The organism is Pantoea sp. E956-1 (assembly GCF_982223955.1).
Genome location: NZ_CEUYZP010000012.1, coordinates 60,667 through 82,232, shown reverse-complemented (window position 1 = coordinate 82,232; position 21,566 = coordinate 60,667). Strand labels below are relative to the sequence as shown.

Sequence of the window (21,566 nt, the reverse complement as noted above, 5' to 3'; positions counted from 1 at the left end):
GAAAGGGCGGTCATTCATTCATTTCCAAACACTGAGCAGATCGATGAGCGAAATTATTTTTGGTATCCATGCCGTGCAGGCGCTGCTGGAACGTGATCCACAACGTTTCCAGGAAGTCTTTATCCTCAAAGGCCGCGACGATCGTCGCCTGCAACCCGTGGTCGCCGCGCTGGAAGCTCAGGGGGTCGTGATTCAGCTGGCCGAGCGTAAGTGGCTCGACAGCCAGGTTGAAGGCGGTGTACATCAGGGTATTGTGGCGCGGGTAAAACCGGGTCGTCAGTATCAGGAAGGCGATCTGCCGGATCTGCTGCAGAGCCTGGACAAACCCTTCCTGCTGGTGCTGGACGGGGTCACCGATCCGCACAATCTGGGTGCCTGCCTGCGCAGTGCCGATGCGGCCGGTGTTCACGCGATTATCGTGCCGAAAGATCGCTCTGCGCCCCTGAATGCAACGGCCAAAAAAGTGGCCAGCGGCGCGGCAGAAAATGTGCCGTTGATCCGCGTCACCAACCTGGCACGTACCCTGCGTCTGCTGCAGGAGTACAACATCTGGGTTGTCGGTACCGCAGGTGAAGCTGACCATACCGTCTTCCAGAGCAAAATGACCGGCCCGATGGCGCTGGTGATGGGTGCGGAAGGGGAAGGCATGCGTCGTCTGACCCGTGAGCATTGTGATGAGCTGATCAGCATTCCGATGGCGGGCAGCGTCTCTTCGCTGAATGTCTCGGTTGCCACCGGTGTCTGCCTGTTTGAAGCGGTGCGTCAGCGCAACGCCTGATCCCCGATGTGATCCTCACCACAAATTAGTTTCTGTACCAGGCATAACTGCGCGTTATTCGTATATACCCAAAGGATTTCGGGTTGCATTGAGGCGGCAAGAGAACGAATCCCGATGAGCTTACATGAGTAAGTGATTCGGGTGAGTGAACGCAGCCAACAAAATGCAGCTTGAAAGACGACGGGTATACTGACTGAGTGACATCCGCGAGGAGTGGTTATGACCTGGACAACACACACCGTTTTTAATCAGCCCCATCCTCTGAGCAACAGCAACCTGTTCCTGTCTGATACGCCGCTCGGCGAGGCACTGTCACGCGAAGGCGCTGGATGGGACCGGGAATGGCTGGCTTCGGTAGGTCGGCAACTGGGGAGCGCCGAGTCGCTGGAACTGGGCCGGCTCGCCAATGCAGAGCCGCCTGAACTGCTACGCTACGACGCCCGTGGCGTACGGATGGATGAAGTCCGATTTCACCCCGCCTGGCACCTGCTGATGCAGGGCGTCTGCGCCAGCCGCCTGCACAATCTCAGCTGGCAACCCACAGTACGTGAACAGGCCAGCGTGGCGCGGGCGGCGCGCTTTATTCTGCACGCGCAGGTTGAAGCGGGCACGCTTTGCCCGGTGACCATGACGCATGCGGCCATTCCACTGCTGCAGACTTATCTGCCCGCCGCGTTCGAAGGCTGGCTCGATCCGCTGCTCAGCGATCGTTACGACACCCATGCGCAGCCCGGCGACCAGAAGCGGGGTCTGCTGATCGGTATGGGCATGACGGAAAAACAGGGCGGCAGCGATCTGCTCACCAGCACCACCCGGGCCGAGCCGCTGGGCGCGCGCGGCCCGGGTGAAGCCTACCGGCTGACCGGCCACAAATGGTTCTTCTCGGTGCCGCAGAGCGATGCGCATCTGGTGCTGGCGCAGACGCCGGCCGGATTAAGCTGTTTCTTCCTGCCGCGCCTGTTGCCTGACGGGTCACGCAACGCCATCCAGCTTGAGCAGCTTAAAGATAAGCTGGGTAATCGCTCAAATGCCAGTTGTGAGGTGGAGTTTCGCGATGCGACCGGCTGGCTGCTGGGAGAAGAGGGCGAAGGGGTGCGGCTGATCCTTAAAATGGGCGGTATGACGCGCTTCGACTGCGCACTCGGCAGTCATGGCCAGATGCGGCGTGCATTCTCAGTGGCACTCTGGCATGCACATCAGCGCCAGGTGATGGGGAAAAACCTGGTGGATCAGCCGCTGATGCGTCAGGTTCTGGCACAGCAGGCGCTGCAGCTGGAGGGGCAAACCGCGCTGCTGATGCGGCTGGCGCGCGCCTGGTCACAACCGGCAAAACCGCATGAGGTCACGTTTGCCCGCTTATTAACTCCGGCTGCAAAATATCAGATCTGCAAAGCGGGTGCCCCGTTCGTCGCGGAGTCGATGGAAGTGCTGGGGGGCATCGGCTACTGCGAAGCGAGCGAGCTGCCGCGCCTCTATCGTGACATACCGGTCAACAGCATCTGGGAAGGGTCGGGCAACGTGATGTGTCTTGACGTACTGCGCGTGCTCACCCGTCAGGCAGAGGTTTCGGAGATGCTGAGTCAGGAATTTGAAGCGGTGAAAGGGAGTAATCGTCATTTCGATGCACGCTGGCGTCAGTTGCGGCTGCGTATGAGCAACGTCCCCGAAGAGCAGGCGCGCGAGGTGACCCGCACGCTGCTGCAGCTTGCGACAGGCGCTCAGCTACTGAAATATGGCGAACCACCGCTGGCGGATGCATGGTGCCAGCAGTGGCTCGATCGGCGTGGCTCACGCCCGCTTGAGGCAGCAATCACAGACCGTTTACTGGCCCGCGCCTGTGGCAGGTGATGCGCCATAAAGAATCGCGCTGGCGTACCAGAGACCGGGCATCACCGTTTCACTCAGCGCCACGATCTGATAGTAAGCCGCACCGGCCTGGTTAGCCCGGGCGGCCACGGCCCGCCCGGCATCATCCGGTGAGCCGCGCACGTTAACGGTAATATTGCCCAGCTTTGGTAAACCGCCACTCTGCGCCCGTGAAATCTCCTGCGCCTGTTGCGTCGGCGCGGGTGGTGCTTTTGGCGTGGTATCAAGCGCGGAACAGCCTGCCAGCAGCAGGCTTATCATCAGTAAATAAGCGAAACGCATAGCAAAACCCTCTTTCAGGACGAAGCATTAAGTGTATGCCATCGCCCTGAATGGCGTCAGGATTTAAGGCTAAATACACTGACCAGCTGGGTCAGGTGATGCCCTTTATCACTCAGGTTCTGCGCGCTGTTTTCCGCCTGTGTCACCAGTTCGCTGTTCTGGTGAGTCGCCAGGCTAATCTGGTTCATCGCCAGATTAACCTGGCCGATGCCTGCCGCCTGCTGCTGCGCCGCCACGTTGATCTCGCCCATCAGCGCCTGCACCTGCTCGATGTGGGTCACAATGTCGCTCATCGCATCGCGCGTCTGCTCAGATAACTGATGGCCTTCCGCCACGTTGCTGATGGAGGTCGCAATCAGTCCATCAATCTCTTTGGCGGCCTGCGCAGAACGCTGTGCCAGCGCACGCACTTCTGCGGCCACCACGGCAAAGCCACGGCCCTGTTCCCCGGCACGTGCCGCTTCAACGGCGGCATTCAGCGCCAGGATATTGGTCTGAAAGGCGATCGACTCAATCACGTGGGTGATATCCGCAATGCTTTGTGATGAAACCTTAATCGCCGACATGGTGTTGACCGAGCGCACCACCGTCTGGCTGCCGTGACTGACGATATCGCTGGCTTCGGCCACCAGTGACATCGCCTGACGCAGGCTGTCTGCGGTGTGTTCAACCGTCGCGCCAAACTGCTCCATGCTGGCGGAGGTCTGCTCCACGCTGCTGGCCTGACGCCCGATCTGCTCGCTGATGTTATGACTGCTGGCCGCGATGGTGTCCGTACCGTCGCTGATCTCCTGTGCGGCGCCGCGCACCTGGCTGACGATTTTCTCCAGACCATCGCCAATGCCGTTGATCGCAACGATCAACTGGCCCACTTCATCGCGACGCTGGGTATCCATATGGACCTGCAGATTCCCGGCGGCATACTGCTCCGCCAGATGGATCACCTGCTGCAACGGACGGGTAATCGCCCGACGGCTGTACCAGACAAACCCCAGCGCAAAAACCACCACCAGAATCAGTCCGGTTATCAGGAACAGGTTACGACTATGCGTAATCGGGGCGAGCAGGCTTTCACGGTTAACTTCGCCGGCGATCACCCAGTTCCAGCCCGGCAGCTGCTGCCAGGCCAGAATCTGGTGCTCGCCGTTGATCTCTGCCTGCAGCATGCCCTGCGGCTGAGTCAGCAGCGGCTGGAGTGTCGCGTCATCCCAGGCGGGTCGTTTTCCTTCGTTGTGCTGATCGAAAAGATACTCTCCCTGCGTCTTGCCGGGCGTGCCGTTGAGCACAAAGAAATGGCCACTATCACCCAGCTTGCGAGCCAGGATTTTTTCACGCATCAGCGCATACTGCTTATCAATGCCAACGCCGACAAACAGGATGGCGACAACCTTGCCACTCTCATCTTTTACCGGCTGATATTGTGTGATGTAGCGATGGCCGAACAGCGTCGCCAGCCCCTGATAGACGTCGCCCTGACTGACGCTTTTCCAGGCGGCGCCGTTGCGGTCAAGCTGCGTACCGATCGCGCGACTGCCATCCTGCTTTTTTAGCGAGGTGGAAATACGGATAAAATCATCGCCGTCGCGTACAAAAATGGTCGCCACAGCGGCGGTGCGTTCGGTGAAATCGTCTACCGCGGTCTGGTCGAGGTTCAGCGTTTTTAACCCGGCGCGCAGCACCGGCGTGGAAAAGGCACCGACCTGCACCCGGGAGCCTTCATCCAGGCTATAACGCTTAGGCAGGAAGCTGGTAAACAGACTGGTGTAGTGAGCCACCTCTTCGGTGAGGGTGGCGTTGAACATGCTGGCCATTTCACTGATGCCCTGCACCTGGTTTTGCATGTCATCGATGGCGAGATTTTCCAGCTGCCGCGAGGCGGTATGGCTCTGGGTCAGCGTCAGAACCAGCAACAATAGCGCTACGCTGAAAGACGTCAGTACAGACAGCTTAACTCCAAGACTCAGGCCGCTGAGAGAGAGACGCTTCATAAATTACCTTTGATCAAATTAGGGGGACACAACATCAACGGCAAAGCGCAGGAAAAGTTTAGGCCGAAATCTGGCGACTAAACGCAGCAGGGGATTTCGTAAATTAACCCGCAGACGTACACTCAATCGGCACGCCTTGCCCCTTCTCAGGAGAGACCATGATTGAACTCACCACAGAAACGCTGGCCGGTATCGAATGCCTGCACGCCACGCCTGCCGGACAACGGCATCAGCCACTGCCCACCGTGCTGTTTTATCACGGCTTTACCTCTTCAAAAGAGGTCTACGCCTACTTCGCTGTCGCGCTGGCTCAGGCGGGGTTCCGGGCGGTGATGCCGGATGCGGATCTGCACGGCGCGCGCTATCACGGTGATGCCGATGCACGCCTTGGTCGCTTCTGGGAGATTCTGAAACAGAACATTGATGAGCTGCCGCAGCTGGAGTCGGCGCTGCGCGCTGGCGATCTGATCGCCGGCGAGCGTTTTGCGGTGGCGGGCGCGTCGATGGGCGGCATGACGGCGCTGGGCGCGATGGCCCGTTATCCGCAGATTCAGAGCGTCGCCTGCCTGATGGGATCGGGGTATTTTATGCAGCTCAGTCAGTCGCTGTTTCCACCGCTGGTGGCCGACACACCTGAGCAGAAAGCGCAGTTTGCTGCCCGCATGGCACCGCTGGCGGACTACGATCCCTGCAACCGGCTGGAGGCACTGGCAAACCGTCCGCTGCTGTTGTGGCATGGTGAGGCGGATGAGGTGGTGCCCTGGGCGGAGAGCGTCCGGCTGGAGAGGGCGCTGCGTGACAACGGGCTGGCGCAGCATCTGACTTCGCTATCTGAAAAACAGATTGGACATAAGATCACGCCATCAGCATTGACGGCGCTGGTCAGCTTTTTTAAACAGCAGCTATAAAAATGAACGGGCGGAGAGTGAATCTGCCGCCCGTAAACTTACCGGCACTTACCAGTGCGCAGACGATTTTTCTGCTGCTCTGGCAGGCGCGTTGACCGGGTTCTTTTGTGGCGCATCCAGCCGATTAACGTAGATATAACCCGATGCCGCTTCGCTGCTGTGACTTCTTATCTGCTGCGCACAGTCAGCATGGCTGGCAAGAGCGGGTGGAGACAGGAAGAGACCCAGTAAAGTGGCGATGACGAACGTTTTCATGCCCGACTCCTCACTTCAGGGAACACACTCTGTTAGACGCCGATAAGCCAAACCGTAACGTCTGCATTAAGTGTAGCGACTGCGCATATTATCGCCAGATCGTCTGCCTGAACCTCTTTATCAGCTTTTTTGAACCTTTCCTGCTTAACGCGCTGTATTCACATGATTAGCACGAAAAGCTACCGTATATGGCACGCCGGATGGCATTTGTTGAAATGTGCGCTTGAGTTTAGCCGTCGCCGCCAGTATGATTACGCGTCAATTTTTCAGCCGCATTCTCAGGCTGTGTCCCACAAACGCTCGTTACAACGAACCTTTGTGGGACACAGCCTATAACGTTCCTTGCTTCCATGGGCCGCGGTTGACCCCGACAGGAGGCTGAATAATCCGTAAGGAGCAATTTCGATGCGTCATTACGAAATCGTATTTATGGTTCATCCTGACCAGAGCGAACAGGTTCCTGGCATGATCGAGCGTTACACTGGTGCTATCACTGGTGCAGAAGGCACGATTCACCGTCTGGAAGACTGGGGCCGCCGTCAGCTGGCTTACCCGATCAATAAACTGCACAAAGCGCATTACGTTCTGATGAACGTTGAAGCGCCGCAGGAAGCGATCGATGAGCTGGAAACGAACTTCCGCTTCAACGACGCCGTTATCCGTAGCATGGTTATGCGCGTTAAAAACGCGGTAACTGAAGCATCACCGATGGTTAAAGCGAAAGATGAGCGTCGTGATCGTCGCGAAGATTTTGCTAACGAATCCGCTGATGAGTCAGATGCTGGGGATTCTGAAGAGTAATCCATCGTGACGGTTAATCGACTGCGCTTGTCTGGCACTGTGTGCAAGACGCCGGTTCGAAAAATTAGCCCGTCAGGAATTCCTCACTGTCAGTTTGTGCTTGAGCACCGCTCAGTGCAAGAGGAGGCCGGGTTTCACCGGCAAGCCTGGTGTCGTATGCCGGTTATTATCAGCGGCAGCGCCCATCAGGTGATTACTCAACATATAACGGTCGGCACGCAACTCACACTCGACGGTTTCATTAGTTGCCATCAGGCACGAAATGGCCAGAGCAAAGTGGTGTTCCATGCCGAGCAGATTGAATTGATAGATTCTGGAGACTAGCCTAATGGCACGTTATTTCCGTCGTCGCAAGTTCTGCCGTTTCACCGCGGAAGGCGTTGTTGAGATCGATTACAAAGACATCGCAACGTTGAAAAACTACATTACCGAAAGCGGTAAAATTGTCCCGAGCCGTATCACCGGTACTCGTGCAAAATACCAGCGTCAGTTGGCTCGCTGCATCAAGCGTGCGCGTTACCTGTCTCTGCTGCCGTACACTGATCGTCATCAGTAATCGGCAACTGTCCATTAACGACTTTAAGAGGATAAGGTAATGCAAGTTATTCTGCTTGATAAAGTAGCAAACCTGGGCAGCCTGGGTGATCAGGTTAACGTTAAAGCGGGCTACGCTCGTAACTTCCTGGTACCACAGGGCAAAGCTGTTCCTGCTACCAAGAAAAACGTTGAGTTCTTCGAAGCACGCCGTGCTGAACTGGAAGCCAAACTGGCTGACGTTCAGTCTGCAGCCACTGCACGCGCTGAGAAAATCAATGCACTGGGCACTGTAACCATCACGTCTAAAGCGGGCGATGAAGGTAAACTGTTCGGTTCAATCGGTACCCGCGACATCGCTGATGCAGTCACTGCAGCAGGCGTTGAAGTAGCTAAGAGCGAAGTTCGTCTGCCGAACGGCGTTCTGCGCACTACCGGTGAGCATGAAGTGGACTTCCAGGTTCACAGCGAAGTATTCGCGAAACTGATCGTGAAAGTAGTTGCTGGTTAATTATTAACTGAGCACTACACAAACGCCGGCCCTGTGCCGGCGTTTTTGTTTTTGTGCCTTTCAATCGCCGCTGTTCGCGTTACTGCGCGCGAATAAAGCTGCCGTCTGGCTGACGTGTAAACAGCACCGGGCCGTTTGCGCCATCGACCGTCAACCCTGTTACCGCTCCCTGCGCATCCTGACGGATTTTCACCTGCTGACCACTTTTCAGTGAGCTGAGTGGCTGGTCACTGCCTTCCACCCGCGCCATCGCAAACACATCATTGACCGGCAGACTGTTATCACGAAACAGCTGCGCCAGCGTCTGACCGGAAGCGATGGTCAGGTTGCGCCACTCGCCCTGAGAATCGGCTTTTGGCGTCTGCTGAGACGGCGAGGATGAAGGCTGGCGGCTACTGTTGTTCTCATAAATATCCGCCTGCATCGGCACCTCTTTTTCCGTCTGAGGTGCGACTGGCTGCTCGACCGGATAGCGCAGCGTACTGGCGGGCCAGAGAAACGCCACCAGCATCACCAGCAGTGCGGCCACAATCCCACGACGGTGCGGCGCAGGCAGCGGGTCCATCCAGCGAATGTGGTCGGTAAAATGCCAGATACGCTGAAGCCATGTCGGCAGGCGGGATGACGTGTCTGAAGCCATTCGGGGTTCCTCCTCTCCGGCAGGCTGCTTTAGCCTGCGTGCGGCCAGCCAGGTCTGCAGCCGGGATACAAGATGTTTTGCACGCATCCTGCGGCGTCGTGGGGCAATCTGGCCCATGTTTGCTCTCTTATTCGTGTGCTACAGAGGGGGTGATCCCCATCGATAGTTATAGTATGGGCAATACCGGCGCGAAGTGCCTGCCAGCATTGATAAAATTGACGGCTCTATTGTTTCTCTTTCCCCGGCAAAAGTCATCTGCGATGCAGGGCATTTTACGCCAGCGGCCTGCGCTGCTATGCTGCCGGTTCGAATTTATCCGAGAGTGAAAGGAACGAAGATGACTACCCCTTCTTTCGACAGCGTCGAAGCACAAGCAAGTTACGGTATTGGTTTACAGGTTGGCCAGCAGTTGCTGGAATCTGGTCTGCAGGGTCTGCAACCAGAAGCACTGCTCGCGGGTCTGCGCGACGCGCTGGAAGGGAACTCGCCGGCCGTACCGGTTGATGTGGTTCATCGCGCACTGCGTGAAGTGCATGAACGCGCTGAAGGCGTGCGTCGTGAGCGCACCGAAGCCATGGCAGCAGAAGGTCAGGCGTTCCTGCAGGAACATGCGCAGCGTGAAGGCGTGAGCAGCACCGAATCAGGCCTGCAGTTCAGCGTGATTACGCAGGGCGAGGGTCCAATCCCATCACGTCAGGATCGTGTACGCGTTCACTACACCGGTAAACTGATTGACGGCAGCGTATTCGACAGCTCTGTTGCCCGTGGCGAACCGGCGGAATTCCCGGTAAGCGGCGTAATTCCAGGCTGGATTGAAGCGCTGACCCTGATGCCGGTTGGCTCAAAATGGGAACTGGTGATCCCACAGAACCTCGCGTATGGCGAGCGCGGTGCGGGTGCCTCTATCCCACCATTCAGCACCCTGATCTTCGAAGTCGAACTGCTGGAAATTCTGTAATATCCGGACGCTGCAACCCCCCCGGTTGCAGCGTTTTCTCCCGCCTTATTTCTGCTGTAAATTCACCTGCCACAGAGCAAAGCCGATCGCATCTGTCCCTTTGGGCTGAAGCGGATATTGCGCATGCTGCTTAATAAATCCGGTCGCTTTATCACCCGGTGCCGTTTCAAACTGAATGTCGAGCGGGGTGGATGAGGTAATCGGTGCCAGCCGCCAGTTATTGTCCGCCTTCGGCTGAACTTCTCCGTGTGCTTTGGTTTCCGCGCTGATATAGGCTGCAACCACGGAACGGTTCTCATCCGGTGAAGCAAAGGCGATGTATTTATCCCCGGTGCCGGCAAACTTGCCGCCGTAAGCGCGATAGTTATTGGTCGCCACCAGGAAGGTTGCCTGTGGATCGACGGGTTTACCCTGCCAGCTAAGCTGACGGATACGTGAGGCCTCAGGATGGATCAGCTGGCACTCTGCGTCGTAGCGCGCGGGCTGGGTCACATCAATCTGGTAATTAACCCCGTCAATCACATCAAAGTTATAGGTGCGGAAATCCCAGTTGATCAGCGACTGCGTTTTCGTGCTGTGGGGATCGATCTGATTAAACTGGCCCGCTGAGCACTCCAGCCACTCTTTTACCTGCGCACCGGTGACTTTCATGACCACCAGGGTATTGGGATAGAGATAGAGATCGGCCGCGTTGCGGAAGGTCAGCGCGCCTTTCTCCACTTCGACATAGCTGGCCGGATCGTTTTTACGTCCGCCCGCTTTAAACGGCGCAGCAGCAGAGAGCACCGGCAGGCGGCCCAGATCCGGATCGCCCTGAATGAAATGTTCCACGTAGGCGCGCTGGGCATTATTGACGATCTGTACCGTCGGATCGTCCTGTACCAGCGACAGATAGCTGTACATCACATCGGCGGACTTGCCGATGGGCTTCGCCACAAACTCCCGCGTGGCGCGGTGATCGTCAGCCAGCACTTTCACCAGCGCCGGATCCTCTGCCACCAGCGATTTCTTCGCTGTGGTGTCATAGATTGGCCGCGCCTGTGCTTTGCCGCTGCTCACCTGCCAGCGTCCGCCCTCATTGTTCAGCACCAGGTCAACCACGCCAAGGTGATCGCCCCACATACCCGGCATGACCGCCGGAATGCCGTTCAGGGTGCCGTTGGCGATATCTGCGCCCTTGATGTCAGCGAAATCCTTGCCGGGGAAGACCGCATGCGCATGACCAAACAGGATGGCGTTGATGCCTTCCACCTGGCTGAGATAGTAAACCGAGTTCTCCGCCATCGTGTGATATGGCTCGCTGCTCAGGCCGGAGTGGGGGATAGCAATAATCACATCAGCGCCCTGTGCGCGCATCTCAGGCACGTAGCGGCGTGCTGTTTCGGTGATGTCATCGACGCGTACCTTGCCCTGCAGGTTGGCTTTATCCCACACCATGATCTGCGGCGGCACAAAGCCGATATAACCTATCTTCAGGGTCTGCGTCTTGCCTTCGCGATCAACCACCGTAGTGGATTTGATGAGGTATGGGGTAAACAGCGGTTTGCCGCTCTTCACATCAATCACGTTAGCGTTCACATAGGGAAAACGCGCGCCTGCCAGCGCTTTTTTCAGGTAGGGCAGGCCATAATTGAATTCATGATTACCGAGGTTACCGACGCTGTAATCCAGCGTGTTTAGCGCCTTGTAGACCGGATGGATCTCGCCCTCACGTAATCCTTTGGCCGCCATGTAGTCACCCAGCGGGCTGCCCTGAATGATGTCGCCGTTATCAACCAGCAGGCTGTTTTTCACCTCCTGGCGTGCGGCGTGGATCAGCGTGGCAGTTCGCACCAGACCAAACTTCTCGGTTGGCGTGTCTTTGTAATAGTCGAAATCCATCATATTGCTGTGCAGATCGGTGGTTTCCAGTATCCGCAAATCCACCGTCGCCGCTTGGGTGGCGATGGAAACGCTCAGGGCCAGTAACATCATTCCGGGCTTAAACATGCTTGCTCCTGCTGCAAAATAAATAAGGATCTCAAAATAATGTAAAAGCATGACAGATAGTCATTTTAAATCGTGATGGGTATAACGTTTTGGTGCATCGGTCAGCGGCGAATTCTTAAACGACGGAGGCATAGCGGTGCAGACGTGGCGATAAAAGAATAACTATGATATTGATATATCTATAAATTGAATCGCCGGAGTGCCTGTAGATGGGCACTTCAGGCGGAACTGCTAAAATATCACTATCTGATGGTGAGCTGATCCTGCAGCAGACAGACACAATGAGGTGAAAAATGTTAGAGCAAATCTGCCAACTGGCACGCGAAGCAGGCGACGCGATCATGCAGGTCTATAACGGTGCCGCGCCGCTTGACGTTTCTCACAAATCGGATGACTCGCCAGTGACCGCCGCGGATATCGCTGCGCACGAAGTGATTCTCTCTGGCCTGACACAGTTAACGCCTGATGTGCCGGTGCTCTCAGAAGAAGATCCGCCAGCCTGGGAGGTGCGTCAGCACTGGCAGCGCTACTGGCTGGTCGATCCGCTGGATGGCACCAAAGAGTTCATCAAACGTAACGGCGAATTTACCGTTAACATTGCGCTGATCGAAGCGGGCAAGCCGGTAATGGGCGTGGTCTATGCGCCGGTGCTGGGCGTGATGTACTCCGCTGCAGACGGCAAAGCGTGGAAAGAGGAGGGCGGTCAGCGTGAACAGATTCATGTCCGTGATGCGCGACCTCCGCTGGTGGTGGTGAGTCGTTCACATGGCGACGACGACGAGATGAAAGAGTACCTGAAGCAGTTAGGTGAACATCAGACCGTCGCGACCGGATCCTCACTGAAGTTCTGCCTGGTGGCAGAAGGAAAAGCCCAGCTCTATCCCCGTTTCGGACCCACCAACATCTGGGATACGGGCGCGGGCCATGCCGTGGCGATGGCGGCGGGCGCGCATGTGCACGACTGGCAGGGTAAAACTCTGGACTACGCGCCGCGCGAATCCTTCCTTAATCCTGGCTTCCGCGTTTCACTGTTTTAACGCTGTCTGAGCGCTCAGCCTGCTGAAGGCTGAAACCCCGGCGGGCGATTCTCTTCCCACCGGGGCTTCAGCGATTAATCCTTCAGCAGGGATGTGACCAGCGTAATCACTTTCGTCACTTCATCCTGCGTCAGCGATCCATCCTTCACAAACTTCACCTTACCCTGCTTATCCAGCACCACAATGGCGGAACCGCCCGGCTGTAACTGCCAGGCATGCTGCACATTGCCCTTGCTGTCGACGACAAACTGCGACCACGGATATTGCTGCTTGTTGGTCTCGACGCTGCTGCGCACAAACATGCCCGTACCGGGAATGGCATCATCTGTATTCACGATGGTGGTGGTCTGATAGCGATCATGCGGCAACTTCGCGGCCTTAATCGCCTCGATCAATGCGGCATTCATCTCTTTAGCGGATGAGCGACCCGCGATGTGCTGAACCACGCGAACTTTTCCGCTGAGCTGCGCGCTATTCCAGTTTTTGTAGCTAAACTTATCCTGCTGCAATAACAGCTCGCCTTTGTCGTTCACGCCAATGGCCGGTACCCGCATATCCTGTCTGAGGTCATGAGCCATCACGCTTGCCGGTATCAGTAAAGACAACGCTACAGCTGTCAGAGTTATTCGCATTGCTATTTCCTTAAGTGATCAGACCAGTTAGTCATTTTACTGCAATAGTAAGCAGGGATGATGCGCCTGTCCTGGAAAGGTGTCAGGTTTGTTATGGCCGCCACAATTCCTTAACCAACGAAGGTTTATACTGTGTTGTGTGAGCCTGATAACAGAGTGTTCTGTAATGATGTGTCAATTCAGTAAAAAAAATCACTTTTCGGAACATTAGTCGGTTTGAGTGTTCTATAGTTATCGCGAATTCGCGCTTCATGGGCTGGAACCAAATTTGGAAACGGCGAAGCGTGCTTAAAAATGTACAGGAGTTAGTCAGTATGAAGATCTTCCAGCGCTATAATCCGCTACAAATAGCGAAATATGTAAAAACGCTGTTCAAAGGAAGGTTGTATATCAAGGACGTCGGCGCGTTCGAGTTCGACAAAGGGAAAGTATTAATCCCGCGCGTCAAAGACAAACAGCACCTGAGCGTGATGTCAGAAATTAACCGCCAGGTCGTTCGTCTCAAACTTGAGTTCAACTAATCATAAGGGCGCCATCGGCGCCCTTAGTGTCTGGCCAGTCAGGCCATTCTATTTGTTACTCTGAACCTGAGCAGTGCTCACAATCCTCAAAGATTACGCGTACGTTCCGGTTGTTCCGCGCTGTCCATGTCCAGACTGCCTGCCGCAATTACGCCTGCCGGGCCTGGCTCTTAGCCATTCTACTCTTCTTCGCTTTTCGTCATGCTCAGTACCGGCGGTCGTTCATCGATGCGGGTGACCAGCAGCTGATCGATGCGATAGCTATCAATATCCACTACCTCGAACTTGTAGCCAGCAAACTTCACAAAATCGGTACGCTTCGGAATCTTACGCAACATATACATCATAAAGCCGCCGATGGTTTCGTAGTTACCTGACTGCGGGAAATCATCAATGTCCAGCACGCGCATCACGTCATCAATCGGCGTACCGCCTTCAACCAGCCATGAATTCTCATCGCGCGCCACAATCTGCTCTTCCATGCCCTGACCCACCAGATCGCCCATCAGGGTGGTCATCACATCATTCAGGGTAATAATGCCGACAACCAGCGCATATTCGTTCATGATCACCGCGAAATCTTCTCCGGCGGTTTTAAAACTTTCCAGCGCTTCAGAGAGGGTCAGCGTGTCCGGCACGATCAGCGCCGAGCGAATCTGCAGGCCGCTGTTCAGCGCCATGCTCTGATTGCCCAGTACGCGCAGCAGCAGCTCTTTGGAGTCGACATAACCAACGATATGGTCGATATCGCCGCTGCAGACCAGAAACTTCGAGTGAGGATGCTGGGCGATTTTGGTTTTGAGGCTGGTCTCATCTTCGTGCAGATCAAACCAGACAATATTCTCACGTGAGGTCATTGAGGAGGGAACGGTACGTGACTCCAGCTCAAACACGTTTTCAATCAGCTCATGCTCCTGCTTACGCAGCACGCCAGCCAGCGCACCGGCTTCCACCACCGCGTAGATGTCGTCGGAGGTGATGTCATCTTTACGCACCATCGGCAGCTTGAAAATACGGAAGAAGACGTTAGCCAGGCCATTAAACAGAAACACCAATGGACGCATTATCAGCAGGCAGAAACGCATCGGGTTGATGATGCGCAGCGCGATGGTTTCCGGTGCGACCATGCCGACCCGCTTTGGGGTTAAGTCAGCAAACAGGATAAACAGGCTGGTGACGATGGTGAAGGAGCAGATAAAGCTGAGCTGCTCCGCCAGTTCCGGCGAGACAAACCGGTTAAACAGGCCGCTGAAAACCGGTGAAAACGCTGCATCGCCGACAATACCCCCGAGGATGGCGACGGCGTTGAGGCCAATCTGCACCACGGTGAAGAACATGCCCGGCGTTTCCTGCATTTTCAGCACGCGCTGCGCATTTACGTTACCTTCATCGGCCAGCAGTTTCAGTTTGATCTTACGGGCGGCCGCCAGCGAGATCTCCGACAGGGAGAAAAAGGCACTGATTACGATCAGTAACAGAATGACAAGTAAGCTATCTAACATATGAGATCCAAAGGGTTATCCACTTGTCATTTTTGGCCTGGGCAGCGTGGGTAAGCGCAAACAGAGTTGGTTTATCCGTGAAACAAAGCTATCCGTGCCAAAAATGTCTGCGCCAGTTCGACAACAAACGACATGTCGGGGCAGAAATGAAAACAGGCGGCATGCCTGTGGTGGCCGATTATAGCAGGAGCGCTCATCGCGCCGCCAGAGGGCAAACCGCTGCTTAAGGGCGCATTAGCAGCCAGAGCGGCCGGTTACAGACTCGGATTTATCTGAGTGAGTCATATCGGACTGATCATTCCGACCCGCAGGAGTTGTATCGCTCACCCCATTTACCGACAATAGCCCCGTTATTTGACTTAGATGTCAGTGTTGCTCCGCCGTTTGCCATAAAGTGCGGCTATGATGAGGATGTTGCCGTTGCGGTAGTGCGGGCAAAGAAGATTAATAAGCGCCCCGCGGAAAAGGGGCCGGCATGATTAACAGGAGTACAGGTGCCACGATTTTATGTTTATTGCATGGCTGGCCTGCTGCTTGCCGCGCCCGCCCTTGAGGCGGCGACAGTGCGATTACAGGTAGACGGCTTATCCGGGGATCTGCAAAAGAATGTCAGAGCGCGTCTGTCCACCATCGGCAGCGATGAGGTCTCTAATGATGGCCGCTTTCGCGCGCGCGTTTCAGTTGCGATAAAAGAGGGGCTGCGCGCGCTCGGTTATTACGAGCCCACCATCGATTTCGAATCCCGCCCCGCGCCTGCGCAGGGTGGACGACCGGTATTAGTGGCACACGTAACGCCTGGTGAACCGGTAAAAATCGGCGGCAGCACGATTGTGGTCGAAGGCGAAGCGCGCAATGACGCGGATTACAAAGCCTGGGTAAAGCAGGGGCGCCCTGAAGTGGGTAGCCAGCTTAACCACGGGCAATATGACAAATTCAAAAGCGGCTTCGCTAATCTCGCACTGCGTAACGGCTATTTCGACGGCACGTTTAAAAAAAGCCAGCTTGGTGTCTCGGTGGAGCGGCGTGAAGCGTTCTGGGATATCGACTACGACAGTGGCGAACGCTATCGCTTCGGCGACGTCACTTTCCAGGGATCGCAAATTCGCGAAGAGTACCTGCAAAACCTGGTGCCGTTTAAAGAGGGGGACTACTACAGCTCCCGCGATTTAGCCGAGCTGAATCGCCGCCTCTCCGCCACCGGCTGGTTTAATTCGGTGGTGGTCGCGCCGGAATTCAGCAAGGGACGACAGACCAAAGTGCTGCCGCTGAGCGCAGTCATGTCACCCCGCACCGAAAACACCATTGAAACCGGCGTCGGCTATTCCACAGACGTCGGTCCGCGCCTGAAAGGGACCTGGAAAAAACCGTGGATCAACGACAGCGGTCACAGCCTGGCGGCCAGCGCCTACGTTTCCGCGCCGGAACAGCAGGTCGATCTCAGCTATAAGGTGCCGCTGCTGAAAAGCCCGCTTGAGCAGTACTACACCTTCTCCGGCGGCCTGAAGCGCACCGACCTCAACGACACCAAAGCGGATACCACGACGCTTGCGATGTCGCGCAACTGGGACAGCAGCAGCGGCTGGCAGAAGGCGGTCAACCTGCGCTGGAGCCTGGACCACTTTACGCAGGGCAGCGTGACCAACACCACGATGCTGCTCTATCCTGGCGTCAGCGTAAACCGCACCCGTTCCCGTGGCGGCCTGATGCCGACCTGGGGCGATTCACAACGCTATTCGGCAGATGTCTCTGATACCACCTGGGGTTCAGACGTCGACTTCCTGATCCTGCAGGCGCAAAACGTCTGGATCCGTACCCTTGGCGACAGTCATCGCTTTGTGGCGCGCGGCAATCTGGGCTGGATCGAAACCAACGACTTCGACAAAGTGCCGCCGGATCTGCGCTTCTTTGCCGGGGGTGACCGCAGTATTCGTGGCTACAAATACAAAAATATTTCACCGCGCGATGATGACGGCAAACTCACCGGTGCATCAAAACTCGCCACCGGATCGCTGGAGTATCAGTACAACGTCACCGGGAAATGGTGGGGCGCGGTGTTTGTCGACTCGGGCGAAGCGGTTAACGACATCAAGCAAAGTAACGTCAAAACCGGTGCGGGCGTCGGCGTACGCTGGTCTTCACCGGTTGGCCCAATCAAATTTGATATCGCCAGACCCATCGGGGATGACGAAGAGCATGGATTACAATTTTACGTAGGGCTGGGGCCAGAACTATGAAGCTGTGGAAAAAGGTCCTGATCGGCATTCTGATCTTTCTGGTCGTGCTGTTGGGTGGGGTGGCATTTTTAATCGGTACCACGCCTGGGCTGCATTTAGTGCTGAAAGGTGCCTCGCGCTGGGTGCCGGGCCTCTCAATCAAACAGGTCGATGGGGGCTGGCGTAACCTGACCCTTAACGGTCTGCGTTACGAAATGCCTGGCGTCAGCGTCGATGCCGGGCAAATTCATCTGGCAGTGGATCTCAACTGCCTGCTGCACTCCTCCGTGTGCGTTAACGATGTCTCCCTGCGCGATATCAGCGTGGTGGTCGACAGCAAGAAAATGACGCCAGCCGCACCAGCGCCGGAAGAGGAGAGTGGTAACACTAACCTCAGCACACCATACCCCATCACGCTACGTCACTTTGGGCTGCACAATATCAATGTCAAAGTTGATGACACCGCAATATCGCTGCTCGACTTCACTACCGGCCTGCAGTGGCAGGATCGTGCGCTGACGCTGAACCCGACCCATATTCAAAGCCTGCTGATTGCGCTGCCGAAAGCGGCAAAAGTGGTCAATGACGAGGTGGTGGAGCCGAAAGTCCAGCAGCCACATCCTGCTGAAAAACCGCTGGGTGAAACGCTGCAGGCGATGTTTGCGCAACCGCTGCTGCCTGCGATGCCTGATTTCCGTCTGCCGCTGGATATTGAGGTGCAGCAGATTCTGGGTGAACAGCTGCGCATTACCGGCGACACCGATATTTCTGTGAGCCGGTTGCTGCTGAAAGCCAGAACCGCTGACCGCCAGATGCAGCTCAGCACGCTGGAGGTGGACTCGAACCTCGGCAACCTGAAGGGTAGCGGTCAGGCGACGCTGGCGGATAACTGGCCAGTCGATTTCTCCCTTAACGGCACAGTGAATACCGATCCGATTAAAGGCGAAAAGCTCGCGCTGAAACTTAATGGCGCGATGCGCGACGAGCTGAAGCTGGGGCTGAACCTCTCCGGTCCGGTGAATGCGCAGCTGGACGCTACGACCCAGCTGGCGGTGGCGGGATTGCCGCTGTCACTGAAGCTGACCAGTCCGCAGTTACGCTGGCCGCTGACCGGTCCGGTAGCGTATCAGGCGGATAACCTGGACTATCAGTTCAAAGGCAAAGCCACCGACTATGTGATGTCGCTGCAGACCGCCGTGAAGGGTGAATCTGTACCACCGGCGACGATCTCGCTGACGGGTAAAGGCAACGTTGAGCAGTTCAGCCTCGACCGCCTGCGCGTGGCTGCGCTGCAGGGCAACATCGATCTCACCGCACTGGTGGACTGGAGCAAGGCGATAAGCTGGCGCAGTGAACTGACGCTGGCGGGGATTAATACCGCTAAACAGTATCCCGACTGGCCAGCACGGCTGGATGGCAAAATCACCACCCGCGGCAGTCTGTATGGCGGCAGCTGGCAACTGAGCGTGCCGCAGCTACAGCTTAAAGGCAATGTGAAACAGAACGCCGTGACCGCTGATGGCTCCCTGACCGGTAACAGCTACAACCAGTGGACGGTGCCGGGCATCAAGCTGGCGCTGGGACGCAACCATCTGGATGTTAAAGGCGCGCTGGGCGACAGTCTGGATCTCGACGCCAGCATCGATGCGCCCCAGCTCGACAATGCGCTGCCGGGTCTGGGCGGCGTCATCAACGGCACAATAAAAGCGCGTGGCACCCTGAAGGCACCGCAGCTGCTGGCCGATCTCAATGCCCGTGGTCTGCGCTGGCAGCAGATGCAGATCAATCGCGTCACCCTGAATGGCGACGTCCGTTCCGGCGATCAGGTGGCGGGTAAACTGCAACTGCGCGTCGAGCAGCTGAAGCAGGATGCGCTGGACATCAGCCTGCTGACGCTGAATGCGGACGGCAATGAGCATCAGCATCAGCTGAAGCTCAATGTGCAGGGCAAACCGGTCTCTGGCCAGCTGGCGCTGAACGGCAGCTTTGATCGTCAGACCGGGCGCTGGAAAGGGTCGCTGAACGACACGCACTTTGATACGCCAGTCGGTGAGTGGCGTCTGACCCGCGCCATGGCCATCGACTATCTGAACAGCCGCCAGACGGCAACCATCGGGCCGCACTGCTGGCAGAACCCCAATGCGCAAATTTGTGTGCCGGAGCCGGTTGAAGCGGGCCCGGCAGGCAAGGCGCATGTGGTGCTGAATCGCTTTGATCTGGCGATGGTGAAGCCGTTTATGCCGGAGGCGACTCAGCTTAGCGGCCTGTTCAGCGGTGACGTGCGCGTCAACTGGACGGCCGATGGCAGCCTGCCGACCGGTACCGTGGCACTGAAGGGCAACGGTGTGAAAGTGGTGCAGGATGTGCAGGGCAACGATCTGCCGATCGCCTTTGACACGCTGAACCTCAATGCCGCGCTGCGAAACGGGCGGGCGCAACTCGACTGGCTGATCCGCATCGCCAATAACGGTCAGCTGGATGGCAACGTGCAGATCGACGATCCGCAAAACCGCCGCACGCTGGGCGGTAACGTCAACATTCGCAATGTCTCGCTGGCGATGCTCAATCCGGCGCTGATGCAGGGCGAGAAGATCAAAGGCAGCCTGAACAGCAGCCTGCGCCTGGGCGGCAGCGTGCAGCAGCCGCAGGTATTTGGTCAGCTTGGCCTGACGGGTGTGGATGTGGATGGCAACTTTATGCCGGTTGATCTGACCAGTGCCAACCTGAATCTGGTGTTTAACGGCATGAGCTCCACCCTGAACGGGCTGGTGCAGACCGGGCAGGGCAACATCAACCTCAGCGGTAACGCAGACTGGAGTCAGCTCGACAACTGGCGCGCCCGCATTGCGGCGCAGGGTAGCCGGGTTCGCGTGACCGTGCCGCCGATGGTGCGCATGGATGTCTCGCCGGATCTGGTGTTTGAAGCGACGCCAGCGGCCTTTAACCTTGATGGCCGGGTCGATATTCCATGGGCGCGCATCACGGTGCAGGAAGTACCGGAAAGCGCCACCGGCGTCTCGTCGGATGAGGTGATGCTGGATAAACAGCTGAAGCCGATTGCACCGCAAACCGCCGCGATTCCCATTAACAGCAATCTGGTGATCCACGTTGGCAACGATGTGCGGCTCTCTGCGTTTGGCCTGAAAGCGAAGCTGAATGGCGATCTGAAAATGGTGCAGGATAAGTCAGGACTCGGCCTGAACGGTCAGATCAACATTCCGTCCGGTCGCTTCCACGCTTATGGTCAGGATCTGATTGTGCGTAAAGGCGAGCTGCAGTTTGCCGGTCCGCCGGATCAGCCTTACGTCAACCTGGAAGCCATCCGTAACCCGGATGCCACCGAAGATGGCGTCACCGCGGGCCTGCGCGTCACCGGCCTGGCGGATGAGCCAAAAGCGGAAGTCTTCTCCGATCCGGCGATGTCGCAACAGGAAGCGCTTTCCTATCTGCTGCGTGGTCAGGGATTGGGCAGCGACGGCGACAGTAACGCCCTCACTTCAGCACTTGTTGGCTTAGGGGTTGCACAAAGTGGGCAGGTTGTGGGTAAAATCGGGGAGACATTCGGTGTCAGCAATCTCGCTGTTGATACTGCCGGTGTTGGCGACAGCCAGCAGGTGCAGGTCAGCGGCTATGTGCTACCGGGTCTGCAGGTAAAATACGGTGTTGGCATATTTGATTCACTGGCGACGTTAACCTTGCGTTACCGCCTGATGCCTAAACTCTATCTGGAAGCCGTGTCCGGTGTGGATCAGGCTCTCGATTTGCTCTATCAGTTTGAGTTTTAGCAATGCGAATAATTGTCTACGGCAGTTTACGGCGCAAACAGGGAAACAGTCACTGGATGACGAATGCGCAGTGGCTGGGTGATCACCAGATTGAAGGCTTTGAGCTTTACAGTCTGGGCCATTATCCCGGCGTGATTGAGGGCAATGGAGCGGTACATTGTGAGGTGTACCGCATTGATGCCTCAACCCTTGCGGAGCTGGATGCGCTTCGCACCAAAGGGGGAGAGTACAAACGTTATCTGACTCAGACGCCGTTTGGCAGTGCATGGCTTTATGTCTATCAACGCTCAGTGGCAGGACGCCAGCGCATCATGAGTGGTGACTGGCTGAAGCGCGATGAGGAGCCAGAGGCCTGAACAAAAACAC

General features: G+C 56.6%; 20 protein-coding genes. 13 read left to right on the top strand and 7 right to left on the bottom strand.

The features are described 5' to 3' along the window. Nucleotides 1–43: 43 nt before the first annotated feature. Both rlmB and AC0T7J_RS21725 read left to right on the top strand, forming a co-directional pair. Nucleotides 44–778: a 23S rRNA (guanosine(2251)-2'-O)-methyltransferase RlmB gene (gene rlmB, locus AC0T7J_RS21730; RefSeq protein WP_010699804.1), complete on the top strand. Its 735-nt coding sequence runs from the start codon at nt 44–46 to the stop codon at nt 776–778. Between the two features lie 219 nt (nt 779–997). After that, nucleotides 998–2,626, top strand: coding sequence for an isovaleryl-CoA dehydrogenase (locus AC0T7J_RS21725; protein ID WP_473796949.1), 1,629 nt, complete (start codon nt 998–1,000; stop codon nt 2,624–2,626). Here AC0T7J_RS21725 and bsmA read toward each other — a convergent pair. Together bsmA and AC0T7J_RS21715 are read right to left on the bottom strand one after the other, a co-directional pair. Beyond that, nucleotides 2,600–2,926 (bottom strand): biofilm peroxide resistance protein BsmA, encoded by a 327-nt coding sequence (bsmA, locus tag AC0T7J_RS21720; RefSeq protein WP_115387135.1) that lies wholly within the window; start codon nt 2,924–2,926, stop codon nt 2,600–2,602. The two genes, AC0T7J_RS21725 and bsmA, sit on opposite strands and share 27 nt — an antisense overlap. Before the next feature lie 56 nt (nt 2,927–2,982). Continuing rightward, a complete protein-coding gene (locus AC0T7J_RS21715; protein ID WP_473796945.1) occupies nt 2,983–4,914 on the bottom strand; it encodes a methyl-accepting chemotaxis protein in 1,932 nt (643 codons plus the stop codon). A 158-nt stretch (nt 4,915–5,072) separates the two neighbouring features. On the opposite strand from AC0T7J_RS21715, the gene yjfP reads away from it, so the two are divergent. Then, nucleotides 5,073–5,822, top strand: coding sequence for an esterase (yjfP, locus tag AC0T7J_RS21710; protein WP_473796942.1), 750 nt, complete (start codon nt 5,073–5,075; stop codon nt 5,820–5,822). Between the two features lie 48 nt (nt 5,823–5,870). Here yjfP and AC0T7J_RS21705 read toward each other — a convergent pair whose 3' ends face one another. Beyond that, nucleotides 5,871–6,077 (bottom strand): hypothetical protein, encoded by a 207-nt coding sequence (locus AC0T7J_RS21705; RefSeq protein WP_473796939.1) that lies wholly within the window; start codon nt 6,075–6,077, stop codon nt 5,871–5,873. 405 nt (nt 6,078–6,482) lie between these two features. Here AC0T7J_RS21705 and rpsF point away from each other — a divergent pair, with 405 nt between their 5' ends. The 4 genes from rpsF to rplI are packed head-to-tail and all read left to right on the top strand — an operon-like array spanning nt 6,483 to nt 7,923. Further along, nucleotides 6,483–6,878: a 30S ribosomal protein S6 gene (gene rpsF, locus AC0T7J_RS21700; RefSeq protein ID WP_003855334.1), complete on the top strand. Its 396-nt coding sequence runs from the start codon at nt 6,483–6,485 to the stop codon at nt 6,876–6,878. Nucleotides 6,879–6,884: 6 nt separating this feature from the next. Further along, nucleotides 6,885–7,202: a primosomal replication protein N gene (gene priB, locus AC0T7J_RS21695; protein WP_031592744.1), complete on the top strand. Its 318-nt coding sequence runs from the start codon at nt 6,885–6,887 to the stop codon at nt 7,200–7,202. Between the two features lie 4 nt (nt 7,203–7,206). Continuing rightward, nucleotides 7,207–7,434, top strand: a complete 228-nt coding sequence (gene rpsR / locus AC0T7J_RS21690; protein WP_002210155.1) for a 30S ribosomal protein S18 — start codon at nt 7,207–7,209, stop codon at nt 7,432–7,434. A 39-nt stretch (nt 7,435–7,473) separates the two neighbouring features. Then, a complete protein-coding gene (gene rplI, locus AC0T7J_RS21685; RefSeq protein WP_031592745.1) occupies nt 7,474–7,923 on the top strand; it encodes a 50S ribosomal protein L9 in 450 nt (149 codons plus the stop codon). A 79-nt stretch (nt 7,924–8,002) separates the two neighbouring features. Here the strand turns inward: rplI and AC0T7J_RS21680 are convergent, their stop codons facing one another. Continuing rightward, nucleotides 8,003–8,680 (bottom strand): LysM-like peptidoglycan-binding domain-containing protein, encoded by a 678-nt coding sequence (locus AC0T7J_RS21680; RefSeq protein ID WP_152551375.1) that lies wholly within the window; start codon nt 8,678–8,680, stop codon nt 8,003–8,005. Between the two features lie 220 nt (nt 8,681–8,900). Between AC0T7J_RS21680 and fklB the strand changes: the two genes are divergently transcribed. Next, nucleotides 8,901–9,521, top strand: a complete 621-nt coding sequence (gene fklB / locus AC0T7J_RS21675) for an FKBP-type peptidyl-prolyl cis-trans isomerase (protein ID WP_010256433.1) — start codon at nt 8,901–8,903, stop codon at nt 9,519–9,521. Nucleotides 9,522–9,566: 45 nt separating this feature from the next. Here the strand turns inward: fklB and AC0T7J_RS21670 are convergent, their stop codons facing one another. Then, entirely contained in the window at nt 9,567–11,510 is a 1,944-nt protein-coding gene (locus AC0T7J_RS21670; RefSeq protein WP_473796934.1) for a bifunctional 2',3'-cyclic-nucleotide 2'-phosphodiesterase/3'-nucleotidase, read from the bottom strand. A 293-nt stretch (nt 11,511–11,803) separates the two neighbouring features. Between AC0T7J_RS21670 and cysQ the strand changes: the two genes are divergently transcribed. Next, nucleotides 11,804–12,547, top strand: coding sequence for a 3'(2'),5'-bisphosphate nucleotidase CysQ (cysQ, locus tag AC0T7J_RS21665; RefSeq protein ID WP_473796931.1), 744 nt, complete (start codon nt 11,804–11,806; stop codon nt 12,545–12,547). 74 nt (nt 12,548–12,621) lie between these two features. Here the strand turns inward: cysQ and AC0T7J_RS21660 are convergent, their stop codons facing one another. Then, nucleotides 12,622–13,179: a YtfJ family protein gene (locus AC0T7J_RS21660; RefSeq protein WP_473796928.1), complete on the bottom strand. Its 558-nt coding sequence runs from the start codon at nt 13,177–13,179 to the stop codon at nt 12,622–12,624. Between the two features lie 314 nt (nt 13,180–13,493). On the opposite strand from AC0T7J_RS21660, the gene AC0T7J_RS21655 reads away from it, so the two are divergent. Then, complete coding sequence (locus tag AC0T7J_RS21655) at nt 13,494–13,700, top strand: DUF1107 domain-containing protein (protein ID WP_003855513.1); 207 nt, start codon at nt 13,494–13,496, stop codon at nt 13,698–13,700. 179 nt (nt 13,701–13,879) lie between these two features. Here the strand turns inward: AC0T7J_RS21655 and paeA are convergent, their stop codons facing one another. Next, nucleotides 13,880–15,202, bottom strand: a complete 1,323-nt coding sequence (gene paeA / locus AC0T7J_RS21650) for a polyamine export protein PaeA (protein WP_010256442.1) — start codon at nt 15,200–15,202, stop codon at nt 13,880–13,882. A gap of 518 nt (nt 15,203–15,720) precedes the next feature. On the opposite strand from paeA, the gene tamA reads away from it, so the two are divergent. From tamA to AC0T7J_RS21635, 3 genes are read left to right on the top strand one after another with little or no spacing between them, the layout of a single operon-like run. Next, complete coding sequence (gene tamA, locus AC0T7J_RS21645; RefSeq protein WP_473797056.1) at nt 15,721–17,436, top strand: autotransporter assembly complex protein TamA; 1,716 nt, start codon at nt 15,721–15,723, stop codon at nt 17,434–17,436. After that, on the top strand, nt 17,433–21,200 hold the full coding sequence (tamB, locus tag AC0T7J_RS21640; RefSeq protein ID WP_473796925.1) for an autotransporter assembly complex protein TamB: 3,768 nt from the start codon (nt 17,433–17,435) through the stop codon (nt 21,198–21,200). The genes tamA and tamB overlap by 4 nt, the downstream gene beginning before the upstream one ends. A gap of 2 nt (nt 21,201–21,202) precedes the next feature. Next, nucleotides 21,203–21,556 carry a gamma-glutamylcyclotransferase family protein gene (locus AC0T7J_RS21635; protein WP_010256451.1) on the top strand — a complete coding sequence of 118 codons (354 nt, stop codon included), beginning with the start codon at nt 21,203–21,205 and terminating at the stop codon, nt 21,554–21,556. Nucleotides 21,557–21,566 lie beyond the last annotated feature (10 nt).

Coding starts and splice junctions, on each gene's coding strand:
- rlmB (WP_010699804.1), top strand. CDS start 44: ATGAGCGAAATTATTTTTGGTATCCATGCCGTGCAGGCGCTGCTGGAA.
- AC0T7J_RS21725 (WP_473796949.1), top strand. CDS start 998: ATGACCTGGACAACACACACCGTTTTTAATCAGCCCCATCCTCTGAGC.
- bsmA (WP_115387135.1), bottom strand. CDS start 2,926: ATGCGTTTCGCTTATTTACTGATGATAAGCCTGCTGCTGGCAGGCTGT.
- AC0T7J_RS21715 (WP_473796945.1), bottom strand. CDS start 4,914: ATGAAGCGTCTCTCTCTCAGCGGCCTGAGTCTTGGAGTTAAGCTGTCT.
- yjfP (WP_473796942.1), top strand. CDS start 5,073: ATGATTGAACTCACCACAGAAACGCTGGCCGGTATCGAATGCCTGCAC.
- AC0T7J_RS21705 (WP_473796939.1), bottom strand. CDS start 6,077: ATGAAAACGTTCGTCATCGCCACTTTACTGGGTCTCTTCCTGTCTCCA.
- rpsF (WP_003855334.1), top strand. CDS start 6,483: ATGCGTCATTACGAAATCGTATTTATGGTTCATCCTGACCAGAGCGAA.
- rpsR (WP_002210155.1), top strand. CDS start 7,207: ATGGCACGTTATTTCCGTCGTCGCAAGTTCTGCCGTTTCACCGCGGAA.
- rplI (WP_031592745.1), top strand. CDS start 7,474: ATGCAAGTTATTCTGCTTGATAAAGTAGCAAACCTGGGCAGCCTGGGT.
- AC0T7J_RS21680 (WP_152551375.1), bottom strand. CDS start 8,680: ATGGGCCAGATTGCCCCACGACGCCGCAGGATGCGTGCAAAACATCTT.
- fklB (WP_010256433.1), top strand. CDS start 8,901: ATGACTACCCCTTCTTTCGACAGCGTCGAAGCACAAGCAAGTTACGGT.
- AC0T7J_RS21670 (WP_473796934.1), bottom strand. CDS start 11,510: ATGTTTAAGCCCGGAATGATGTTACTGGCCCTGAGCGTTTCCATCGCC.
- cysQ (WP_473796931.1), top strand. CDS start 11,804: ATGTTAGAGCAAATCTGCCAACTGGCACGCGAAGCAGGCGACGCGATC.
- AC0T7J_RS21660 (WP_473796928.1), bottom strand. CDS start 13,179: ATGCGAATAACTCTGACAGCTGTAGCGTTGTCTTTACTGATACCGGCA.
- AC0T7J_RS21655 (WP_003855513.1), top strand. CDS start 13,494: ATGAAGATCTTCCAGCGCTATAATCCGCTACAAATAGCGAAATATGTA.
- paeA (WP_010256442.1), bottom strand. CDS start 15,202: ATGTTAGATAGCTTACTTGTCATTCTGTTACTGATCGTAATCAGTGCC.
- tamA (WP_473797056.1), top strand. CDS start 15,721: ATGGCTGGCCTGCTGCTTGCCGCGCCCGCCCTTGAGGCGGCGACAGTG.
- tamB (WP_473796925.1), top strand. CDS start 17,433: ATGAAGCTGTGGAAAAAGGTCCTGATCGGCATTCTGATCTTTCTGGTC.
- AC0T7J_RS21635 (WP_010256451.1), top strand. CDS start 21,203: ATGCGAATAATTGTCTACGGCAGTTTACGGCGCAAACAGGGAAACAGT.